The organism is Microbacterium sp. STRO-2N, assembly GCF_057747775.1.
The window spans coordinates 986,860-1,006,188 of the sequence record NZ_CM173223.1; the positions used below are offsets into that span (position 1 = coordinate 986,860).

The 19,329-nt window shown below is 71.2% G+C and carries 15 protein-coding genes; 11 read left to right on the plus strand and 4 right to left on the minus strand.

The genetic code is table 11. From position 1 onward, the window contains the following. Positions 1-22: 22 nt before the first annotated feature. Complete coding sequence (locus tag AC3ANN_RS04450) at positions 23-1,402, plus strand: FAD-binding oxidoreductase (protein WP_488339795.1); 1,380 nt, start codon at positions 23-25, stop codon at positions 1,400-1,402. Positions 1,403-1,405: 3 nt separating this feature from the next. Here the strand turns inward: AC3ANN_RS04450 and AC3ANN_RS04455 are convergent, their stop codons facing one another. After that, the gene (locus tag AC3ANN_RS04455) at positions 1,406-2,047 is read right to left on the minus strand and encodes a response regulator (protein ID WP_488339796.1); all 642 of its coding nucleotides are present in this window, start codon (positions 2,045-2,047) and stop codon (positions 1,406-1,408) included. Next, positions 2,044-3,255 (minus strand): sensor histidine kinase, encoded by a 1,212-nt coding sequence (locus tag AC3ANN_RS04460; RefSeq protein WP_488339797.1) that lies wholly within the window; start codon positions 3,253-3,255, stop codon positions 2,044-2,046. The genes AC3ANN_RS04455 and AC3ANN_RS04460 overlap by 4 nt, the downstream gene beginning before the upstream one ends. A 122-nt stretch (positions 3,256-3,377) precedes the next feature. Here AC3ANN_RS04460 and AC3ANN_RS04465 point away from each other — a divergent pair, with 122 nt between their 5' ends. The 3 genes from AC3ANN_RS04465 to AC3ANN_RS04475 are packed head-to-tail and all read left to right on the plus strand — an operon-like array spanning position 3,378 to position 6,826. Next, on the plus strand, positions 3,378-4,172 hold the full coding sequence (locus AC3ANN_RS04465) for an ABC transporter ATP-binding protein (protein ID WP_488339798.1): 795 nt from the start codon (positions 3,378-3,380) through the stop codon (positions 4,170-4,172). Next, the gene (locus AC3ANN_RS04470; protein WP_488339799.1) at positions 4,157-5,863 is read left to right on the plus strand and encodes a hypothetical protein; all 1,707 of its coding nucleotides are present in this window, start codon (positions 4,157-4,159) and stop codon (positions 5,861-5,863) included. Before AC3ANN_RS04465 ends, AC3ANN_RS04470 begins: the two co-directional genes overlap by 16 nt. Before the next feature lie 9 nt (positions 5,864-5,872). Next, positions 5,873-6,826 carry an alpha/beta hydrolase gene (locus AC3ANN_RS04475; protein ID WP_488339800.1) on the plus strand — a complete coding sequence of 318 codons (954 nt, stop codon included), beginning with the start codon at positions 5,873-5,875 and terminating at the stop codon, positions 6,824-6,826. A gap of 36 nt (positions 6,827-6,862) precedes the next feature. On the opposite strand, the gene AC3ANN_RS04480 is transcribed toward AC3ANN_RS04475, so the two are convergent. Then, positions 6,863-9,598, minus strand: a complete 2,736-nt coding sequence (locus tag AC3ANN_RS04480) for an ATP-binding protein (RefSeq protein ID WP_488339801.1) — start codon at positions 9,596-9,598, stop codon at positions 6,863-6,865. 110 nt (positions 9,599-9,708) lie between these two features. On the opposite strand from AC3ANN_RS04480, the gene AC3ANN_RS04485 reads away from it, so the two are divergent. Both AC3ANN_RS04485 and erm read left to right on the plus strand, forming a co-directional pair. Next, the gene (locus AC3ANN_RS04485) at positions 9,709-10,836 is read left to right on the plus strand and encodes a class I SAM-dependent methyltransferase (protein ID WP_488339802.1); all 1,128 of its coding nucleotides are present in this window, start codon (positions 9,709-9,711) and stop codon (positions 10,834-10,836) included. A gap of 283 nt (positions 10,837-11,119) precedes the next feature. Next, positions 11,120-11,950: a 23S ribosomal RNA methyltransferase Erm gene (gene erm / locus AC3ANN_RS04490; RefSeq protein ID WP_488339803.1), complete on the plus strand. Its 831-nt coding sequence runs from the start codon at positions 11,120-11,122 to the stop codon at positions 11,948-11,950. Here erm and AC3ANN_RS04495 read toward each other — a convergent pair. After that, positions 11,898-13,055 carry a DUF5005 domain-containing protein gene (locus AC3ANN_RS04495; protein ID WP_488339804.1) on the minus strand — a complete coding sequence of 386 codons (1,158 nt, stop codon included), beginning with the start codon at positions 13,053-13,055 and terminating at the stop codon, positions 11,898-11,900. The genes erm and AC3ANN_RS04495 overlap by 53 nt on opposite strands. Positions 13,056-13,098: 43 nt before the next feature. Between AC3ANN_RS04495 and AC3ANN_RS04500 the strand changes: the two genes are divergently transcribed. The 5 genes from AC3ANN_RS04500 (at position 13,099) to AC3ANN_RS04520 (ending at position 19,327) form a co-directional block, all read left to right on the plus strand. Further along, positions 13,099-14,199: a LacI family DNA-binding transcriptional regulator gene (locus tag AC3ANN_RS04500; RefSeq protein ID WP_488339805.1), complete on the plus strand. Its 1,101-nt coding sequence runs from the start codon at positions 13,099-13,101 to the stop codon at positions 14,197-14,199. A gap of 87 nt (positions 14,200-14,286) precedes the next feature. Continuing rightward, a complete protein-coding gene (locus AC3ANN_RS04505; RefSeq protein WP_488339806.1) occupies positions 14,287-15,228 on the plus strand; it encodes an ROK family protein in 942 nt (313 codons plus the stop codon). Between the two features lie 76 nt (positions 15,229-15,304). Next, a complete protein-coding gene (locus AC3ANN_RS04510; protein ID WP_488339807.1) occupies positions 15,305-17,113 on the plus strand; it encodes a class I mannose-6-phosphate isomerase in 1,809 nt (602 codons plus the stop codon). A 58-nt stretch (positions 17,114-17,171) separates the two neighbouring features. Then, positions 17,172-18,440 carry an ABC transporter substrate-binding protein gene (locus tag AC3ANN_RS04515; RefSeq protein ID WP_488339808.1) on the plus strand — a complete coding sequence of 423 codons (1,269 nt, stop codon included), beginning with the start codon at positions 17,172-17,174 and terminating at the stop codon, positions 18,438-18,440. Between the two features lie 8 nt (positions 18,441-18,448). After that, a complete protein-coding gene (locus AC3ANN_RS04520; RefSeq protein WP_488339809.1) occupies positions 18,449-19,327 on the plus strand; it encodes a carbohydrate ABC transporter permease in 879 nt (292 codons plus the stop codon). Positions 19,328-19,329 lie beyond the last annotated feature (2 nt).

Sequence of the window (19,329 nt, forward strand, 5' to 3'; positions counted from 1 at the left end):
CGACTCAGAACCAGGAGCCCCCATGACTCTCTCCGACATCACCACCACGACCGACGAGCGTGCTGCCTCGCTGCGGGCGGCCCTCGGCGACCGCGTCCTCCTCGCCGGCGACGCGGGCTACGACCCGGCGCGCGTGCCGTGGAACGTCGCCGTCGACCAGCGTCCGTTCGCCGTCGTCCGCCCCGAGACCGCTGAAGAGGTCGTCGAGGCCGTGCGTGCGGCTGTGGCATCCGGACTCCGCGTCGCGCCGCAGTCCACCGGCCACGCCGCGCTCGCGCTCGCCGACACCGACCTGTCGGACGTCGTGCTCATCTCGCTCGCGGGGCTCCGCGGCGTGACCGTCGACCCCGCCACCCGCACGGCACGCGTGCTCGGCGGGTCCCTCTGGAACGATGTCGTCGAAGCGGCGGCCCCGCACGGGCTGACCGCGCTCCACGGCAGCGCGGGCGACGTCTCGGTCGCCGGCTACGCCCTGAGCGGCGGACTGTCGTTCTACGCCCGCACGCACGGACTCGCCGTCAACACCGTGCGTGCCGTGCAGCTGGTCACCGCCGACGGCAGCCTCGTGCGCGCCAGCGCAGACGAGAACGCCGACCTGTTCTGGGCGGCGCGCGGGGGGTCGGGCGCCTTCGGCGTCGTCGTGTCGCTCGAGCTCGACCTGCTGCCCTACGCCGACGTGTTCGCGGGCATGCTGCTGTGGGACGCATCGCGTGCCGCGGACGTCTCGCACGCGTGGGCGGCGTGGACCGCCACGGCGCCCGAGTCGGCGACGACGACCCTGCGCATCATGAACTTCCCGCCGATGCCCGAGCTGCCCCCGTTCCTGTCGGGCCGCTCGGTCGTCGTGATCGACGGAGCCATCCTCGAGACGGATGCCGCGGCATCCGCCCTTCTCGAGCCGCTCCGTGCGCTCGCACCCGAGATGGACACGTTCGCGCGCATCCCGGCCGCTGGCCTCGTCGCGGTGCACATGGACCCGCCCGGACCGACCCCGGCGGTCACGGCGCACTCCGTGCTGGCCGAACTCCCGCCCGCAGCCGTCGACGGGTTCCTGGCGGCAGGAGCAACGCCGGGGGTCTTCTTCGCCGAGCTGCGTCATCTCGGCGGTGCGATCGGGCGGCGTCCCGAGCACGCCGGCGCCGTCGGCTCGGCCACGGGGGCGTACCTCGCCCACACCGTGGCGATGGTGCCGGTTCCCGAGGCGATGCCGGGCGCGGATGCCGCGGTCAAGGCAGGTCTTGCTGCTTTCGAGCCATGGGAGGCGGGCAACCTGCTGCTCACCTTCATCGACGGTGCCGGCGCGGACCGCACCGCCGGTTTCGGCGAGGCGGCGGGGCGCCTGCGTGAACTCAAGCGCCGGTTCGACCCGAGCGACACCTTCGCGGCGGCGCAGGCGCTCTGACCGTCAGCCGCGCGACTCGTGCGCGGCGATCGCGAGCTGCACGCGGTTATCGAGGCCCAGCTTCGACAGCGCGCTCGAGATATGCGCCTTGACGCTCCCCACCGACAGGTAGAGCCGCTCGGCGATCTCGGCGTTGCCGAGCCCGTCTGCTACGGCGAGCGCCACCTCGCGCTCGCGCTCGCTCAGCCCCGCGAGCGAGTCCTTCGGAGGGGCCGGGACCCCGCCGGCGACCTGCTCTATGAGCTGCTTCAGCACGGCCGGCGACACCGCCGCCTCGCCGGTCGAGGCGGCATGGATCGCCGAGATGATGCGGTCCGGCGGCGTGTGCTTCAGCAGGAATCCGGAGGCTCCGGCCCGGAGCGCGTCGAGCACGACGGGCTCCGCTCCGAACGTGGTGAGCATGATGACCGCGGGGTGCGGGCCGGGACCGGCGCGCAGGTCACGCAGCGCGGCGATGCCGTCGAGGCGCGGCATCCGGATATCCATCAGCACGACATCAGGACGAGTGTCCGCGACCTGGACCGCGACCTCATCGCCGTCGGACGCCTCGGCGACGACGTCGATGCCCGGGTCGCCGGCGAGCAGCATGCGCAGGCCCGCGAGCACGAGCGGGTCGTCGTCGACGAGGAGGACGCGGACCGTCATGAGGCTCCTGTCGGCAGCTCGGCGCGCAGCACGAACTCGCCGCCCCGGATCGTCGTGTCGAACCACCCGCCGTCGAGTCGCACCCGCTCGTGGAGGCCGACCAGCCCGTTGCCGTCGCGCGGCAGATCGTGGATGGTCACGCCGGGAGGCACCGGGTTCGACGCCATCACCGTCACCTGGGAGCGGTCCTGCGTGAGCCGCACCGTCACCGGAGCATGCGGCGCGTGCTTGCGCGCGTTCGTGAGGGCCTCCTGCACGACCCGGTAGACCGTCCGCTGCGTCGTGTCGCGCAAGCGGTCGGCGCGCACGTCGTTGATGAACTGCACACGCTGCCCCGCGGCGACGGCGGCGTCGATCAGACGGGGCAGATCCGTCAGGCGCGGCTGGGGCGCGCCGGTGGCGAGCTCGTCGTCGCTGCGCAGAAGCCCGAGCAGCTCGCGGAGGTCCTCGACGGCGGCCTGCGCGTTCTCGCGGATGACGCGCGCCGCGTCCCGCAACTCTGCCGGCGTGGGAGCGGCGGGCGACGTCGCGCGAAACTCCAGCGCGCCCGCGTGCATCGACAGCAGCGAGATGCGGTGGGCGAGCACGTCGTGCATCTCGCGGGCGATGCGCTGGCGCTCGTCTCGGCGGATGGTCGCGAGGCGCTCCTCGTACCGCTCGCGGTCGCGGGCGGCCGACGCCCGCAGACCCACGATCAGCTGCCGGCGCGCACGGCCCAGCAGTCCGATGCAGACGCACAGCGCGTAGAGCAGTGGGATCAGCGCAACCCACACCTGCCACGGCATCCCCGGCAGCGGCAGGAAGAGGTGGTACGGCAGAGCGGTCAGGATGTGCACGGCCGTGACGATGAGCGCGGCGCCGATCGGCGCGAGCAGTCCCATGCGGTACACCGACACCAGAGCGCCCGCACCCGCTGCGATCGCGAGTGCGCCCGGCACGACCATGAGCAGGCCGATCGCGAGCGGGTAGCGGCGGGTCCACCAGACCGATGCCGTCGCGATCGCACCGAGGGCGAGATCCCACGTCCGCCACCAGTCCGGCAGCTGGGGGTTCGTCGCGGGGACCGCGACCTGGATCCACAGGAGAACCGCGATCCCGAACAGAACCGAGTCGGTCACCCACTCCAGTTTCGTCCGCCCCACCGCGGGAGACAGCACGGCGGCCGACCGGCGCCATGCGGGCGCCGGCGCCTCGGTCGTGGCGGACATGCCTCGATGATACGAACCGCCGCAGCCGCGGCATCCGTGCGGCGTTCATCGCTGGCCGATCGGCCACGGATCGTGGCCGATCGGCGGTGGCGGCGGGCGGCAGCCGCCGATGGAGTGGAGGCATGCCACTCATCGAAGACAACTCGCCGTCGCCCGACGTCCCCGCGCTCGAGCTGCGCGCGCTGCGTCGCGACTTCGGAGACAAGACCGCCGTCGACGACATCGACCTCCAGGTGCCGATGGGATCGTTCTTCGGCCTCGTCGGGCCCAACGGCGCCGGCAAGACCACCGCCCTGTCGATGGCGGTCGGGCTCCTGCGACCCTCGTCGGGACACGCGTTCGTGCAGGGCATCGACGTGTGGGCCGATCCGGTCGAGGCCAAGCGACGCCTCGGAGTCCTGCCCGACGGGCTCGCGCTGCCCGAACGCCTCACCGGCGGCGAGCTGCTGACCTACTGGGGCCGGTTCCGCGGCATGCCGAGCGACATCGTGGCCTCGCGCAGCGCCGAGCTGCTGCGCATCCTCGAGCTCGACGAGGCCGAGAGCCTGGGAACGCTCGTCGGCGAGTACTCCACGGGCATGCGCAAGAAGATCGGGCTCGCGACCGCGCTCCTACACACGCCGAAGGTGCTCGTGCTCGACGAGCCGTACGAGGCGGTCGACCCGGTCAGCGCGCGCGTGCTGACGCGGATCCTGCGCCGCTTCACCGAGACCGGGGGCTCGGTGATCATCTCGAGCCATGTCATGGCGCTCGTCGAGCAGCTGTGCGATCGCGTCGCGATCGTCGCGCAGGGCCGGGTCGCCGCACAGGGGACCCTCGACGAGGTGCGCGCGGGTGCGAGCCTCGAGGACCGCTTCGTGGAGCTCGTCGGGGCGCCCGACGTCGACGAGGAGGAGCTGGCATGGATCGGGGGCTGATCTCGCTCAAGTTCGCGATGCTGCGCAACACCTCCGCGGGGCTGCGCAAGGTCGGGTGGGTCATCGGCGGGGCGCTCGTGCTCGCCACGTGGGCGGGTGTCGCGGTCGCCCCCGATGCGGCGGTACGCCACTCGGTGCTGACGCTCGTCTTCGCCATGTGGCTCGTCGGCGCCCTCGTCGGTCCGGTGCTCATGAGCGGCGCAGGGGTCGTCCGCGCCGACTACTTCGCGCTCCTCCCGGTCTCGCGCTCGGCCCTGGGCCGAGGGCTGCTCGCGACGGTGTTCGTGGGCGTCGCCGCCGCGTATGTCCTGGTGGCGCTGCTGGCGAACGTGTGGCACACCGCGGCGCTCGGTGCCGTCGCGGTGGCGGTCGCGGTCCTGGGAGCGGTGCTCACGTGGGTGTTCGTCATCGCGATGTCGCGGCTCGTCTACGGCGCGCTGGGGGCCGCGATGCGCACGAGGCTCGGCATCGAGATCGCCGGCGTGCAATGGGGCCTGTTCTTCGCCGCCATGTTCGCAGGGTGGATGGTCGTCTCGGTCGCCTTCCAGTCCATCCCGCAGCTGCTGCGGGAAGGTCTGCCGGCCGGGCCCATCACCACCGTGCTCGACGCGATCCCGACCTCATGGTCGGTGCTCGCGGCGGAGGCGGCCGGACAGGGAGACGTCGCACGCGCGGCTCTGCTGCTGCTGGCGCTGCTCGCGCTCGATGCCGTCGTCATCGCTGCCGCCCTCCCGCTGCTCGTGCCGCGCGAACAGCGCACGCAGCGCCGCCGGGGCCGCGCCCGATCGGCGGGACTCGTCGCCGGCGGGGGCATCCTTCCCGCGACGCCCACGGGCGCCGTGGTCATGAAGGAGCTGCGCCAGTGGCGCCGAGACGCATGGCGGGCCCTCGAATCGAGCACGGCCGTGTGGTCGGGCATCGCGATCGGCGTGTTCGCGCTCCTCGGCGGGTACACGGCTCCCGTCGCCGCCTTCTCGGGTGTGATCGTCGCAGTGATGGTGTCGCTGGCCGGGTGCAACCTCTACGGCCAGGACGGCTCCGCGGTGTGGCAGAACGTGGTCGGACAGAGCCCATGGTCGGTGCGGGCGGACGTCCGCGGACGCCAGTGGGCGATGGTGCTCGTGTTCCTGCCGCGCGCGCTCGTCGTGTCGGCCATCTTCGTGGTGCTCGCGCAGGCGTGGTGGTCGATCCCGTTCGTCGTGGCGGCGCTGCCCGCCACGGTCGGTGCGGCGTGCGGCGCCGCGATCCTCACCTCCGCGATCGGCGTCTCGCCCGGTGTCGACCCGCGTCGCCGCGTGGGCCCGAACGACGCCAACGGCAACATCAGCATCCACGTGTGGGTCGCACTCATCCTCACCGCGATCGGCGTGCTGCCCACGGTCGGCATGATCCTCTGGACCGCCGCTGCGCCGTCGGCCTGGACCATCGGGCTCACCGCCGTCGTCGGCATCCTCAACGGCTTCGCGGCGGCCTGGCTGCTGGGGCGGATCGCGATCGGGTACCTCGACGGGGCGATGGTCGACGTCTTCAGCCGCATCCGCTACGCGCGGGTCTTCCGCGAGACGAGTGGGGGAGTGCTCGACGGCATCGCCGCCGCGACCCTCAAGGGCGAGCTGCAGGCTGCCGAGGCCAAGCAGAAGGAGCGCGACAGGAAGCTCGCGAAGGCGCGGGGAGCCGGCATCTCCGGATAGCATCGTCCGGTGCAGCGAAGGACTCCGCCCGAGCCGTTCCACCCCGACCTGAGGGCCGCGCGGTGGCTGCCACTGGTGAGCGCCGGACCGCGGACGCTGTGGATGTTCCGCCTGAGCCCGCCGCGCATGCGGCCCGACCCGGGCATCGACGTGACGACGGTGCCGTTCGCGGGCCCGGCAGGCGCGATGCCGTACCGGGTGTTCCGGCCCGTGCGGTCGGATCGCGCACCGGTCCCTGCCCTGCTGTGGATCCACGGCGGCGGCCTCATCCTCGGGACGCCGGAGCAGGACGACGTGAGCAACCTCACGCTCTCGCGCGAGCTGGGGATCGCTGTGTTCTCGGCCGCGTACCGCCTTGCGCCCGATCACCCCGCGCCGGCGGCGCTCGACGACCTCGTCGCCGGCTTCCGCGAACTGGTCGCCCGCGCCGACGAGTTCGGCATCGACCCCGGGCGCATCGCGATCGGCGGCGCGAGCGCGGGCGGCGGCCTCGCGGCGGCACTCGCGCAGCGGCTCCTCGACGAGGGCGGGCCTCAGCCCGTCTTCCAGCTGCTCGTCTACCCGATGCTCGACGATCGCACCGCCCTGCGCGACGACGTCGACGCGCGCCATATGCGCATGTGGTCGCCCGCGAGCAATCGTTTCGCGTGGTCGGCCTATCTGGGAACGGATGCCTCGGCCACCGGCATCCGCTCGGCGGTCGTGCCCGCGCGGCGAGAAGACCTGAGTGGACTGCCGCCCGCATGGATCGGAGTCGGCACTCTCGACCTGTTCCACGACGAGGACCTCGAGTACGCCCGTCGGCTCCGGGCGGCCGGCGTGCCATGCGACCTGACCGTCGTGCCCGGCGCGTTCCACGGCTTCGACGCGGTGTTCTGGAGGGCCGGTGTCTCCCGCGCGTTCCACGCCGAGTGGATGCGCGTGCTGCGGCCCGCGCTCGGCTTGACGACTGCTGCCGCGTAGCTCCGGCGGCGGACGTCGCCGGAGCCGGCACCGAGTTCACTCGGCCATCGCGACGAGGACGGCGGCGAGCTCGGCACGCGAGCCGATGCCGAGCTTCGTGTACACCTTGCGGAGGTGGTACTCGACCGTCTTGGGGCTGAGGAACAGCGCTGCGGCGGCCTCTCGCGTCGTTCGGCCGTCGGCGAGGAGCAATGCGACCTGCAGCTCCTGCGGCGTGAGCGCGGCGATCGCGCGATCGCCGGCGGCTCGAACGTGCTCGCCGGTCGCGCTCAGCTCGGCGGCGGCCCGGCCGCACCAGAGAGCGGCACCGAGCTCCGAGAAGGCGTCGAACGCCTCTCTCAGCTGCACGCGCGCATCGATACGACGGCCTGACCTGCGCAGCCGCTCTCCGTACGCGAGCCGGGTTCGCGCGACCTCGAATCGGTCGAGGGTCTGCGCATGCCAGCTGAGCGCCGAATCGAACCAGCCGTCGAACTCCCCCTCCGCTGCCGTCAGCCCCATCGCGCGGTGCGCCCGCGCGCGGGCCCACGGCTGCCCCTTCCGCTCGGCGCGAGCGCGATAGTCGCGTGCAGCGGCTGCCGCTTCGTCATCGCGACCGAGGCGTACCAGCGCGTCCGCCAGCTCGGGACCGGGTGCGAGATCGACGTCGGACAGCGCGAGGTCCTCGAGCAGCGCCACCAGCTCCGCGAAGCGCTCGGCGGCGACGTGGGGATGACCGAGCGACAGCTCCAGGTCCCCGCGCGCGTGCGCCACCCAGACCGAGCCCACATGGATGTCGCGGGCAGCGCACAACTCCTGCGCCCGTGTGCAGTGCGCCTGGCACGCCTCGATCCGCCCGGCGCGTGCGTCCAGCCGCGCCAGCCCGGCGAGTGACATCGCCAGCTCGGTCGCCTGTCCGGTCTCGGTCGCGAGGCGGATCGCCTCGCTGAAGTCGGCTTCTGCCCGCAGCCACGAAGCGCCGGTGGTGGACTCGTCCACCGCGACGTGGAAGAGCACAGCGGGAAGCGTTCCGACTCCGGCGCCGTCGCGCACCTCGTCGACGAGCGCACGCAGTCGGGTCCCGGTGGTCGCGTCGCGCAGGAAGAGGGGCGCAAGGAGCAGCCATGACAGCCGCCGCGGATCATGGCTCAGGTCGGGATCGGTCTCGAGCAGCGGAACCGCCGCCCGGATCTCGTCGCCGCCGCCATGACCATCGAGGGTCCGCGCCATCCCCGTCGCCATCAGCCCCAGCGCCCGCGCGCGCGGGTCCCGCACGCGCGGGCGGAGCGTGTCCAGCCGGTCGGCGAGTGACGCCGCCGTCCGCGCGTCGCCGAGGTAGAACGTCGCGTGAACGGCGTCGGCGAGAGCCATCGTCTCGGCGTCCGCGGTCGGCGCGCAAGCGGCGGCGACGAGCAGCAGCTCGAGGGCCGCGCGCAGCGAGCCGCTCCGTGCCGCGATCGACGCCCGCAGCTCGACTTCGCGCACACCGCCCGGCGTGTGCGCCTCGTCGTCGAGCAGCGCGAGGGCGCGCTCGCCATCACCCGACATCCATGCGGCGTCGGCAGCGCGCAGAAGCCGGTCGCTCCGATCGACTGCATCGGGGGAGAGGCGGGCGGAGCGCTCGAACGCCCCCGACGCGACCGAGTGCGCGGAGCGGGCGATGGCGTGCTCGCCTGCCTCGGCGAGCAGGTCGGCGACGGCGGCGTCCGGATGCCAGACCGCCTCCGAGAGGTGCCACGCGCGCCGGTCCACATCGGCAGGCGGCGTCGCGCCTGCGGCTGCCCGGTGTGCGGCACGCCGCTCCTGCATCGATGCGCCCGAGTACACCGCAGCGCGCACGAGCGGATGGCGGAACTCCACCCGCCCCCGCACCATGGACAGGAGCCCGGCGTCCTCGCCCTCGCTGAGCCGCGTCACGTCGATCCCGAGATCGGCGCACGCATCGGCGACCAGGCGGATGTCGCCACCACACACCGCCGCGACCAGCAGCACCGCTCGGGTCTCGGCATCCATCCCGTCGACCCGCCTGCCGAAGGCTGCGACGAGAGCGGGTGGGACCCGCAGCGGCAGTCCGGTCTCGAGACTCTCGACGACGTCGCGGTCGGCGCTGCCGAGCTCCAGCAGTGCGAGCGGATTGCCCGCGGTCGCGCGATGCAGCCGGCGCACGTGCTCATCGGACTCCTCGTGCCCCCGTGCGCGGGCGATCAGCAGGCGTGCCGCCTCGAGGTCCACACCGCCCACCGGCAGGATGGGGAGCCCTGCGACGACGTGATCGCCCTCGGGACTGCGCACGCCGAACAGAGCGATCACCGCGTCGGCGGCGAGCCGGCGTGCGGCGAACAGGAGCGCGTGCGCGGACGGCGTGTCGGCCAGGTGCAGGTCGTCGACGACGACAGCGGCCGGGCCGTCCTCGGCGTAGCGGCAGATGAGGCTCAGCACCGCGGCGCCGATGGTGAACCGGTCGCGGCCGTCCTTCGATCCTGCTGTCGAGGCGTGAGGGAGGGCGAGAGCCGCCGAAAGAGCATCCGCCTGCACCGGCGGGATGCCGTCGAGCGCCGTCAGCGCCGGGCGCACGAGCTGCAGCAGCATGGCGAACGGGATCTCGCGCTCGGACTCGAGGCCGGTCGCCCGCAGCACCCGCATATCGGGGTACGCCGCGATCGCGTGGTCGAGCAGCGCCGTCTTGCCGACACCGGCCTCTCCGGTGAGCGCGAGGACGCCGCTCGTTCCCAGGCGGGCAGCGGCGACCAGACGATCGATCGCCTGCTGCTCGGGCTGCCGACCCACCAGCATGCCCCGAGTGTAGGACTGCGCGGCAGGACTAGGGAGGCCCCCGGATGCGGCATCCGTCTCCTGCTCCCTACCGTCGAGAGATCCGCACGCTTCCGACGAAGGAGACAATGATGTCCACCACTGCCGATACCAGCGCCGAAACCCACGAACCCGCTGCGAGCGCGAATGTCGCCATCGACACCGACAAGCTCATGGGCTTCGTCTTCAAAGCGGTCGACGAGGTCGGCGCGACGCTCAACGCGGCGCTCGTCGTCATGGGTGACAAGCTCGGCTATTACCGTGACCTCGCCGCCCACGGGCCGACGACGCCGGCGCAGCTCGCCGCGCGCACGCAGACCGCCGAGCCGTATGCCCGCGAGTGGCTGAATGCCCAGGCGGCCGGCGGCTACGTGACGTACGACGCGGCGACGCGGCGCTACACGCTGCCGCCCGAGCATGCGCTGGCGATGACGGATGCCGACAGCCCGGCGTTCCTGCCGGGCTTCTTCCAGATCGCGCTCGGCACCGTCCATGACACGCAGCACATCGTCGACGCTGCGCGCAGCGGAGCCGGCTATGGCTGGCACCAGCACGACACCGATGTGCACGTCGGGTGCGAGCGCTTCTTCCGCCCCAGCTACCACGCCAACCTCGTCGACTCATGGATCCCCGCGCTCGACGGTGTGCGGGAGAAGCTCGAGGCCGGCGCGCTCGTCGCCGACGTCGGCTGCGGGCACGGGGCATCCACGATCCTGCTGGCCCAGGCGTTCCCGAACTCGCGCTTCATCGGCTCCGACTACCACGCGGAGTCCATCGAGACCGCTCGGGCGCGCGCGGCCGAGGCAGGCGTCGAGGATCGCGTTCGCTTCGACGTCGCCTCGGCGCAGGAGTTCGGCCCGGCACCCGACGGTGCGAAGTATGACCTGATTGCGATGTTCGACTGCCTGCACGACATGGGCGATCCCGTCGGCGCCGCGCGGCACGTTCGCGAGACGATCGCCGACGACGGCACCTGGATGATCGTGGAGCCGATGGCCGGCGACCACGTGGAGGACAACCTCAACCCGGTCGGACGCGCGTACTACGGCTTCTCGACGCTGCTGTGCACTCCGTCGTCCTTGTCACAGGATGTCGGACTCGCGCTCGGCACCCAGGCCGGGCCCGCCCGCATCCGCGATGTCACGGCCGCCGGCGGGTTCACCCGCTTCCGCAGCGTCGCCGAGACGCCGTTCAACCGGGTGATCGAGGCGAGGCCCTGACGGCCGCGCTGACATTTCCGCCGCCGGGACTGCGACCCTCCGGGGCGAGTGCTACGGGTTAGGATGGCGGGATGGGAACGATCTGCAGCGCGCCGATGACGGCGTGCGCCTTCTACATCCGCGACCGCCGCGCCTGACGGCGCGTTCGCTGGTCCTCGCGTAACCGCGCCGTCATCCGGGAGTCCCCGCACCCCGGACGCGCGTCCCCTTCTCCGCCGGTTCCCGGCTCGTCGATCGACGCCCGCGTCGGGGTGCTCCAACCCTCGTTTCCTGGAGCGCTCGCATGCGAAACCACCCTCACCGTTCCGTTCACGGCGGCCGCCACGAACTCGGCCAGAACTTCCTCACCCACCGCCCCACGATCCGCGGCATCGTCGATCTCGTCGCCGCCACCGAGGGGCCCATCCTCGAGATCGGCGCCGGCGACGGCGCGCTCACGATCCCGCTCGCCGGGCTCGGGCGCGATCTCGTCGCCATCGACATCGACGAGCACCGCGTCCGCACGCTGCGCCGGCGCCTGCCGCGCGTTCGCGTGCAGCACGCCGATGCGATGCGGCACCCGCTCGATCGTCCCGTCCTCGTCGGCAACGTGCCGTATCACCTCACCACGCCGATCCTGCGACGGATGCTGTCGCGTCGCGGCTGGCGGCACGCCATCCTGCTCACGCAATGGGAGGTCGCGCGCAAGCGCGCCGGCGTCGGCGGCGGCACCATGCTGAGCGCCCAGGCGGCGCCGTGGTTCGAGTTCGCGCTGCACGGCCGCGTGCCCGCACGGCACTTCCGTCCGATGCCGAGCGTGGACGGCGGCATCCTGAGCATCGCGCGCCGGGGCTCGCCGCTGGTCGACCCGCGCGAACGGGCCGCGTACGAGCGGTTCGTGCGCGACATGTTCACCGGCCCCGGGAACGGGCTCGTCGCCCTCGTGCAGCGCAGCGGCGGCCTGACCCGCGCGCAGGCGCGAGCGGTGGTCGGCGAGCTGGGGATCGCCGACCACCGCCTGCCGCGCGACCTGCGGCCCGAGCAGTGGGCCGCGCTGTGGCGTGGCGTCGCGACGAACGCGGCTACGGCGTCACGGTCAGTTGAACGTCGACGAAGCGCGGACGGTAGATCGTGACGTCGTCGTACAGCTCGTCGCTGTCGAAGCTGTTGACGTTGTACGTGACGAGCAGCGAGTCGCCTTCGCGGTCCTCCGGGTGCTCGTGCGCGTTGTACGTGAAGATGTTCGCGTTGCCATATGAGCCCCACAGGCCCGTTTCGGGCGTCCGGTAGAGCTCGGCGGCGACCTCGAACGGGCCCGTCGGCGAGCACGACACCTGAGCCACGATGCGGGTGCTGAAGACCTCGCTGGTGTCCTGCGTGACCATGAGGTACCCGTCGCGGTAAGGGGCGACGCTGAACTCGTTCGCGACGTACGAGGCGACCGGCACGGCGTCGGCCTCGCGGGGCGACCAGGCCGCGCCGCTCCAGAACATCCAGCGCTTCGACAGGTCGCCGCCGGCCGCGCGGGCGAGGAACGCGGACCGCACGCCTTCGATGTCCTTGATGCCGTAGATGTAGGTGGTGTTGCCCTCGGCAAGCGTCCACGAGCCCCAGTTGATGCCGGCGCTCGAGGGCAGCTCGGTGATCGACTGCAGCTCGAGCGTCGAGCCGTCCAGGGTCGCGAGCCGGTTGCTCTTCCAGCCCCAGTCCCACATGCCGGGACCGAACTTCTCGAACTGGAGCAGCGGGATCTGCACGTCGCCCCGCTTGGTGAGCTCGGGATCGCCCACCCAGTGCCAGTTGCCCTCGGGCGTCGGGCCGACGATCGATTCGGGCGCGTCCGGCGTCCCGCCGGTGACGGTCGAGAGCGCGCCGCCGTCGTCCACGACGATCGAGTTGTTGAGGAACGGTGTCGACGTCGGCCGGCCGAGGTCGGCGTCGACCGGTCCGAGGAAGGTGTCGGAGAAGAACCAGGCCTGTCTGCCGTCTTCGAGCTCGAGCGAGTACGTGCTGTCGCCGCCGGTCCAGCCGACGCCGGAGTCGCCGTACTCGGCGAACGCCGCCGTGCGCTCCTGGTCGACCGCGGCGGTCGCGGTGATCGTGCTGTCGACGAGGCCGCAGCCCGAGGTCGGCGCCGCGGTGTCGTCGGCGGTCGCGGGGGATGCCGCGAGCAGTGCGCCGACCGTCGCGGCGACGACGATCGGCACGGCCCCGCACCGCAGGGGGATGGGTGAACGCATATCTCGCTCCTTCGCGTGACTGGTAACGTTAACAATCGCATGAGTGCCCGTCCCCACTCAACCCTCCGCCGCCACGCTGGTAGTCTCCGAGCACGGCGTCGGAAGGATGGGAATGGTCGGCAGCCCGGATGCTGCGCCGGTCACCGTGCGCGACGTCGCAGCTCGTGCCGGAGTGAGTCCGATGACCGTCTCGCGCACGCTCGCGGGCGGCAAGAACGTGCGCCCCGAGATGCAGGACCTCGTCTGGAAGGCCGTCGCCGAGCTCGGCTACCGGCGCAACGAGAACGCACGCAGCCTTCGTCGCCAGTCGAGCGGGCTCATCGGCGTCGCGATCACGAACCTCGCGAACCCGTACTACGGCGAATTCGCGATCGGGGTCGAAGAGGTCGCCGCTCGCTACGGCCGTCGCATCCTGCTCGGCAACTCGGGCGAAGACACCGAGCGCGAACGTCAGCTCGTCGCGGACTTCCTCGGCCGTCAGGTCGAGGGGCTCATCGTCGTGCCTGCCAGCGGCGGCACGGGCGAGTCCGCGCATCTGCGACGGGATGCGCTGGCCGGAACGCCGCTCGTGCTCGCGTCGCGCCTCGTGCCCGATGTCGACGCCCGGGCCGTCGTGCTCGACGACGACGGCGGAGCGTGGGCCGGCACGCGTCGCCTGATCCAGGCCGGTCACCGCCGCATCGCGTACCTCGGCAATCTGTCGTCGGTGTTCACCGGGCAGCGACGGTTCGACGGCTACTCCCGGGCCATGGCCGATGCGGGCCTGACGATCGATCCGCTGCTCGTGAAGCGGGAACAGCAGGACGTCCCATCCGCACGGGATGCGATGGCGGCGATGCTGGCGCTGCCCGATCCGCCCACCGCAGTGTTCGCCGCCAACAACCGCAACGCGATCGGCGCCATGACCGCGATCGGAGAGCATCTCGCCGCCGGGGGGTCGCAACGGCCCTCGATCGTCGGGTTCGACGGCTTCGACCTCGCCGAGCTGTCGCCGGTGCCTCTGACGCTCGTCGAGCATGACGCCCGCGCGCTCGGGATGCGAGCCGCCGAGATGCTCTTCGACGAAGAGCACGATGACGGCGGCGGCGAGCACATCGAGACGATGCCGGTGCACGTGCACGTCGTTCGCGACGAACCGCGCTGACGTCGCACCCGTTCGTATAGACCCCGGCGATCGATTCTGGTATCGATATCAACCGACGCCCCGGTCGCGGGGCAGGAGGAGGGACGGATGCCGCGTCTGTGCGTCGACTTCGGCGGGACCAACATCAAGATGGGCGTCGCCGTCGCGGATGAGATCGTCGACAGCACCGAGTTCCCGGTGACCGGCAGTGCGGCCGACCTCGACGCGATCGGGGCGGCGGCCCGGCGTCTCGGTGTGGAGGCCCAGGGTGTCGACGCGGTGGCCATGGCGGTTCCGGGCCTCATCGACGCGGAGCGATCGCGTCTCGTGCTCGCCCACGGCAAGTACGACTGGATGATGGGGGCGGACCTGACTGCGTGGGCCGCCGCCGCCTTCGGCGCGGCGGCGATCGTCGAGAACGACGCCCGGGCCGCACTTCTGGGCGAGGCGACGTCCGGTGCTGCCCGCGGTGCCGCAGACGCCGCCATCCTGGTCCTCGGGACCGGCATCGGCACAGCGGTCATGGTCGGCGGTGGCCTTCTCCTCGGGCCGAGCGGTGCGGGCGGGAACCTCGCAGGCCACACCACGATCGACTGGGACGGGCCGGTCTGCAACTGCGGCAACGTCGGCTGCGCCGAGGTCTTCGGGGGCAGCTGGGCGCTGCGCGACCGCATCGCGGACCGCGTGGATGCCGGTGTCGGGGGTGCGTCCGCGACGCGCTGGCGCGAACGGCTCGATGCCACCGTGAGCTTGGGTGAAGCCATCGGGTTCGCCGAGGTGTTCGACCTCGCGGCCGCGGGGGACGCGGTGGCCGTCGCCGTGCGGGACGATGCGATCCGCGCGTGGAGCGTCGTCGCCGTGACGTACTGCCACGTCGTCGCCCCCGAGGTCATCGTGATCGCGGGAGGCGTCGCGCGCGCCGCGGACGCCGTGATCCCGGCGATGCAGGCCTACGTGCGCGAGCACATCTGGCGCGTGCTCGACGTCCCGCGGTTCGTCGTCGCCGACGATCCCGCGATCTCGGTGCTGCGCGGGCTCGCCGTGCTGTAGAAGGCGCGGATGCCGCATGCTTCGCCGCGATCTCCTGCTATGGTAACGATACCAAGCATGAAGGAGAGTCGCTGGCATGACGAAGCAGATGGTGGACCGATGGGCGCAGCGGCGTGCACGCGCACCGCACAACTACGACCACCAGCCCACGATCCGCCTCGCAGACGGCGCCGCCGTCCTGGACGCCGAGCAGTTCTGGGCGGCCGTGGCGGCGACGGACGACCCCACCTCGGTCATCGCGATCGACACGTACCCCGGGGTCGAGCTCGGCGAGCTTCGCGCCGAGGCACGGCGCCGGCTGCCGCATCACCGCATCGTCGACGTCGAGGAGGCCGCCCTGCCGGTCGCCGAGATCGACGCGCTCATCGCATCCCACCTCACCGACGACCGCGTGTTCGGGCGCATGAGCCACTTCACCCTCGACGAGTTCTACGACGCCGGCAAGCTCGACGCCGTGCGCCACGACATCGCGATCCGCACCGGGCCGGTGCTCGTCATCGGATGGGGGGCGGCACTCGCGGTCGACGATGACGCCGTGCTCGTGCTCGCCGACATGGCGCGCTGGGAGATCCAGCAGCGACAGCGGCGAGGCCAGCCGAACTGGCGCGCGGCGAACGGCTCCGAGGACCAGCTGCGCAAGTACAAGCGGTCGTTCTTCGTGGAATGGCGCGTCGCCGATCGGCACAAGCGCGACCTCTTCGACGACCTCGACTTCGTCCTCGACACCAACCGCGGCATCGCCGCCGCCACGGCACTCACGGGCGACGACTTCCGGTCGGCGCTCGATGCGGCATCCCGACGCCCCTTCCGCGTCGTGCCGTACTTCGACCCCGGCGTGTGGGGTGGGCAGTGGATGGAGGAGCTGCTCGACCTCGAGCCGCAGGATCGCAACTACGCGTGGTGCTTCGACTGCGTGCCCGAGGAGAACTCGCTGCTGTTCATGGGCGCGGACGGCCCGCTCATCGAGCTTCCTGCGATGGATCTCGTGCTGCGCGAGCCCCGACGGCTGCTCGGCGAGAAGACGTACGCGCGGTTCGGCGCAGAGTTCCCGATCCGTTTCGACTTCCTCGACACGATGGGCGGCGGCAACCTCTCGCTGCAGGTGCACCCGCTGACCGACTACATCCAGCAGGTCTTCGGGATGCCGTACACGCAGGACGAGAGCTACTACATGCTCGACTGCGACGACGACGCGGTCGTGTACCTCGGCACGAAGGACGGCGTCGACCCGGACGCGATGATCGAAGCGCTGCGCGTCGCGCAGACGGGAGAGGAGCCGTTCCCCGCAGAGGACTTCGTGAACGTCTTCCCGGTGCGCAAGCACGACCATTTCCCCATCCCCGCCGGAACCGTGCACTGCTCGGGCGCGAACTCGATGGTGCTCGAGATCTCCGCGACGCCGTACATCTTCACCTTCAAGCTGTGGGACTGGGGGAGGGTCGGGATCGACGGCATCCCGCGGCCCATCCACCTAGAGCACGGCGCCGCGAACATCCAGTGGGAGCGCGACACCGCCTGGGTCGAGGAGAATCTCGTCGGGCGCGTCGACGTGCTGCACGACGAACCGGGCCATCGCATCGAGCGGACCGGTCTGCACGAGCTCGAGTTCATCGAGGTGCAGCGGCACTGGTTCGAGCGGCCCGTGACGCTCGACACGCGCGGAACCGTGAACGTGCTCAATCTCGTAGAGGGGGCCGCGGCCACGGTCGTGAGTCCATCCGGCGCGTTCGCGCCGTTCGAGGTGCACTACGCCGAGACCTTCATCGTGCCGGCGTCCGTCGGCGCGTACGAGCTGCACCCGGTGGACGGGGCAGACCGCCCGCTCGGCGTGGTGGTCGCGAGCGTGCGGGGCACCGAGGCCGTTGCGGCGCCCGGGCCGCGCTGATACATTGACTGACGCACAGCCTGGTAACGATACCAACCAAGAGAACGAAGGGGTTCACATGAAATTCGGACGCAGACTCGCCGCACTCGGCTCCGTCCTGGCCGCGGGCGCGCTCCTGGTGAGCTGCTCGGGTGGAGGCGGCGGCTCCTCCGCGGGCGAGGTCGAGGGAACGCTCGACTTCTACACCAACAAGGGCGCGTGGGAGCCCGACTTCGAAGCCCTCAACCCGCTCTCGGAGGAGGAGATCGGCGTCGATCTCGACATCGCGAGCTACTCCGACCAGCCGCAGTACGAGGCATTCATCCGGCAGTCGTTCCGCACCGACGAGAGCCCGGGCCTGTTCACGTGGGCGACCGGTCCTCAGCTGAAGGAGCTCGTCGACGAGGGCCTCATCGCCGAGACCACCGACATCTGGAACGAGGCGATCGAAGAGGGCTGGGTCAGCGAGGACCTCAAGGAGTACTACACGTACGACGACAAGCAGTACTGCGTCCCGCTCAACATCGCCTACTGGGTGATGTACTACAACATCCCGATCTTCGAAGAGAACGGCATCGAGGTGCCCACGACGTGGGACGAGCTGATGGATGCCGCCGCCACTCTCAGCGAGAACGGCGTGACGCCGTTCTACACGACCTCGACGCTCTTCACCTTCGTGTGGTTCGAGACGCTCGTCGCCGGCACCGACCCCGAGCTGTACAAGGGGCTCGAGACGGGCGAGGTGTCGTACACCGACCCGCGGATCGTCGAGATCATGAACACGTGGCTCGAGCAGGAGGAAGCCGGCTGGTTCACCGATCCCGGCAGCACCACCGACCCCGCCGCGATGCTCAACAACGGCGAGATGGCGATGATCAACTTCGGCACCTTCTTCAGCGGGTCGCTCAAGGGCGTCGGCATGGAGCCGGGCGTCGACTACGGCACGTTCATCATCCCCGCGGTCGACGCGAGCCTCGGCAAGACGCCCGTCCCGGTCGAGACCGGACCCCTGTGCACGGCCGAGAACTCGCCGCAGCGAGAGCGCGGGCTCGAGTACGCGCGGTGGTGGATGGGTCCCGAGGCGCAGGGCGCCTGGAACTCCGCGCGTGGCGACGTCCCCTTCAACCCGCAGGCCGAGGTCTCGGACGAGGGACTGGCGCAGCTGGGCGAAGAGATCGCCGGCGGCGACTACGAGCTCGTGACGCGCTACTTCGAAGCGGCCCCGCCGCCCGTACTGACGGTCGCGCTCGAGCAGCTCGGCGCCTTCATCGCCAACCCCGGCGACCCGCTGCCGTACCTGCAGACCATCCAGGACGCGGCGGACGCCTACTGGGCCGAGCAGGAGTGAGCTGAACCGTGACGACTGTCCGCAAGGACACGTACCGGTGGAGCGCCCGGGGCTTCATCGCCCCGGGCGTTCTCCTGGTCGCCGTGCTCCTGTACCTTCCGCTGCTGTGGACCATCTACCTCAGCTTCACCGAGTACAACGGTCTCGGCGACCCTGACTGGGTCGGCTTCGCGAACTACATCGACATGTGGCGCGACCCCGCCATGATCGGCTCGGTGCTGAACACCCTGCTGTGGGTGGTCGGCACGCTGATCATCCCCGTCGGTCTCGGCCTGCTGCTGGCCGTCCTGACGTTCGATCTCAAGGGCGGGGTGTGGCTGCGTCTTCCCTTCCTCATCCCGTACGCCGTGTCGGGCATCGGGGTGGGACTCGTGTGGTCGTTCGTGCTGCAGAGCAACGGGGCCCTCGACCAGGCGCTCGCGATGTTCGGCGTCACGGATCCGCCGCGATGGCTGCTCGACGTGCCGCTGAACACGGTCGTGATGATCTGCGCCGCCGCGTGGCAGGGCGTGGGCGTCAACGCGCTCCTGTTCACGATCGGGCTGCAGTCCATTCCCAAGGAACCGCTCGAAGCCGCCCGGCTGGACGGCGCGGGTCCGATCCGCCTTTTCGGCAGCATCATGTGGCCGATGCTCGCGCCGCTGACCACCGTGGTCGTCGGTCTCAGCATCGTGGGAAGCCTCAAGACCTTCGACATCGTCATGGGCATGACGAAGGGAGGTCCCGGCCGTCAGTCCGAGACGCTCGCTGTCACGATGTACCGCGACGCGTTCGTCAACGCCAACTACGGGTCGGGCTCGGCGATCGCGGTGTTCCTCATGATCGTCACCCTGCTCGCGTCGATGCTGTACCTGCGACGCCAGCTGTCCGCGAAGCACGAGTTCTGAGG

Bases quoted from the DNA above. Each gene is read 5' to 3' on its own strand.
- AC3ANN_RS04450 (WP_488339795.1), top strand. From the start codon at position 23: ATGACTCTCTCCGACATCACCACCACGACCGACGAGCGTGCTGCCTCG.
- AC3ANN_RS04455 (WP_488339796.1), bottom strand. From the start codon at position 2,047: ATGACGGTCCGCGTCCTCCTCGTCGACGACGACCCGCTCGTGCTCGCG.
- AC3ANN_RS04460 (WP_488339797.1), bottom strand. From the start codon at position 3,255: ATGTCCGCCACGACCGAGGCGCCGGCGCCCGCATGGCGCCGGTCGGCC.
- AC3ANN_RS04465 (WP_488339798.1), top strand. From the start codon at position 3,378: ATGCCACTCATCGAAGACAACTCGCCGTCGCCCGACGTCCCCGCGCTC.
- AC3ANN_RS04470 (WP_488339799.1), top strand. From the start codon at position 4,157: ATGGATCGGGGGCTGATCTCGCTCAAGTTCGCGATGCTGCGCAACACC.
- AC3ANN_RS04480 (WP_488339801.1), bottom strand. From the start codon at position 9,598: ATGCTGGTGGGTCGGCAGCCCGAGCAGCAGGCGATCGATCGTCTGGTC.
- AC3ANN_RS04485 (WP_488339802.1), top strand. From the start codon at position 9,709: ATGTCCACCACTGCCGATACCAGCGCCGAAACCCACGAACCCGCTGCG.
- erm (WP_488339803.1), top strand. From the start codon at position 11,120: ATGCGAAACCACCCTCACCGTTCCGTTCACGGCGGCCGCCACGAACTC.
- AC3ANN_RS04495 (WP_488339804.1), bottom strand. From the start codon at position 13,055: ATGCGTTCACCCATCCCCCTGCGGTGCGGGGCCGTGCCGATCGTCGTC.
- AC3ANN_RS04505 (WP_488339806.1), top strand. From the start codon at position 14,287: ATGCCGCGTCTGTGCGTCGACTTCGGCGGGACCAACATCAAGATGGGC.
- AC3ANN_RS04510 (WP_488339807.1), top strand. From the start codon at position 15,305: ATGACGAAGCAGATGGTGGACCGATGGGCGCAGCGGCGTGCACGCGCA.
- AC3ANN_RS04515 (WP_488339808.1), top strand. From the start codon at position 17,172: ATGAAATTCGGACGCAGACTCGCCGCACTCGGCTCCGTCCTGGCCGCG.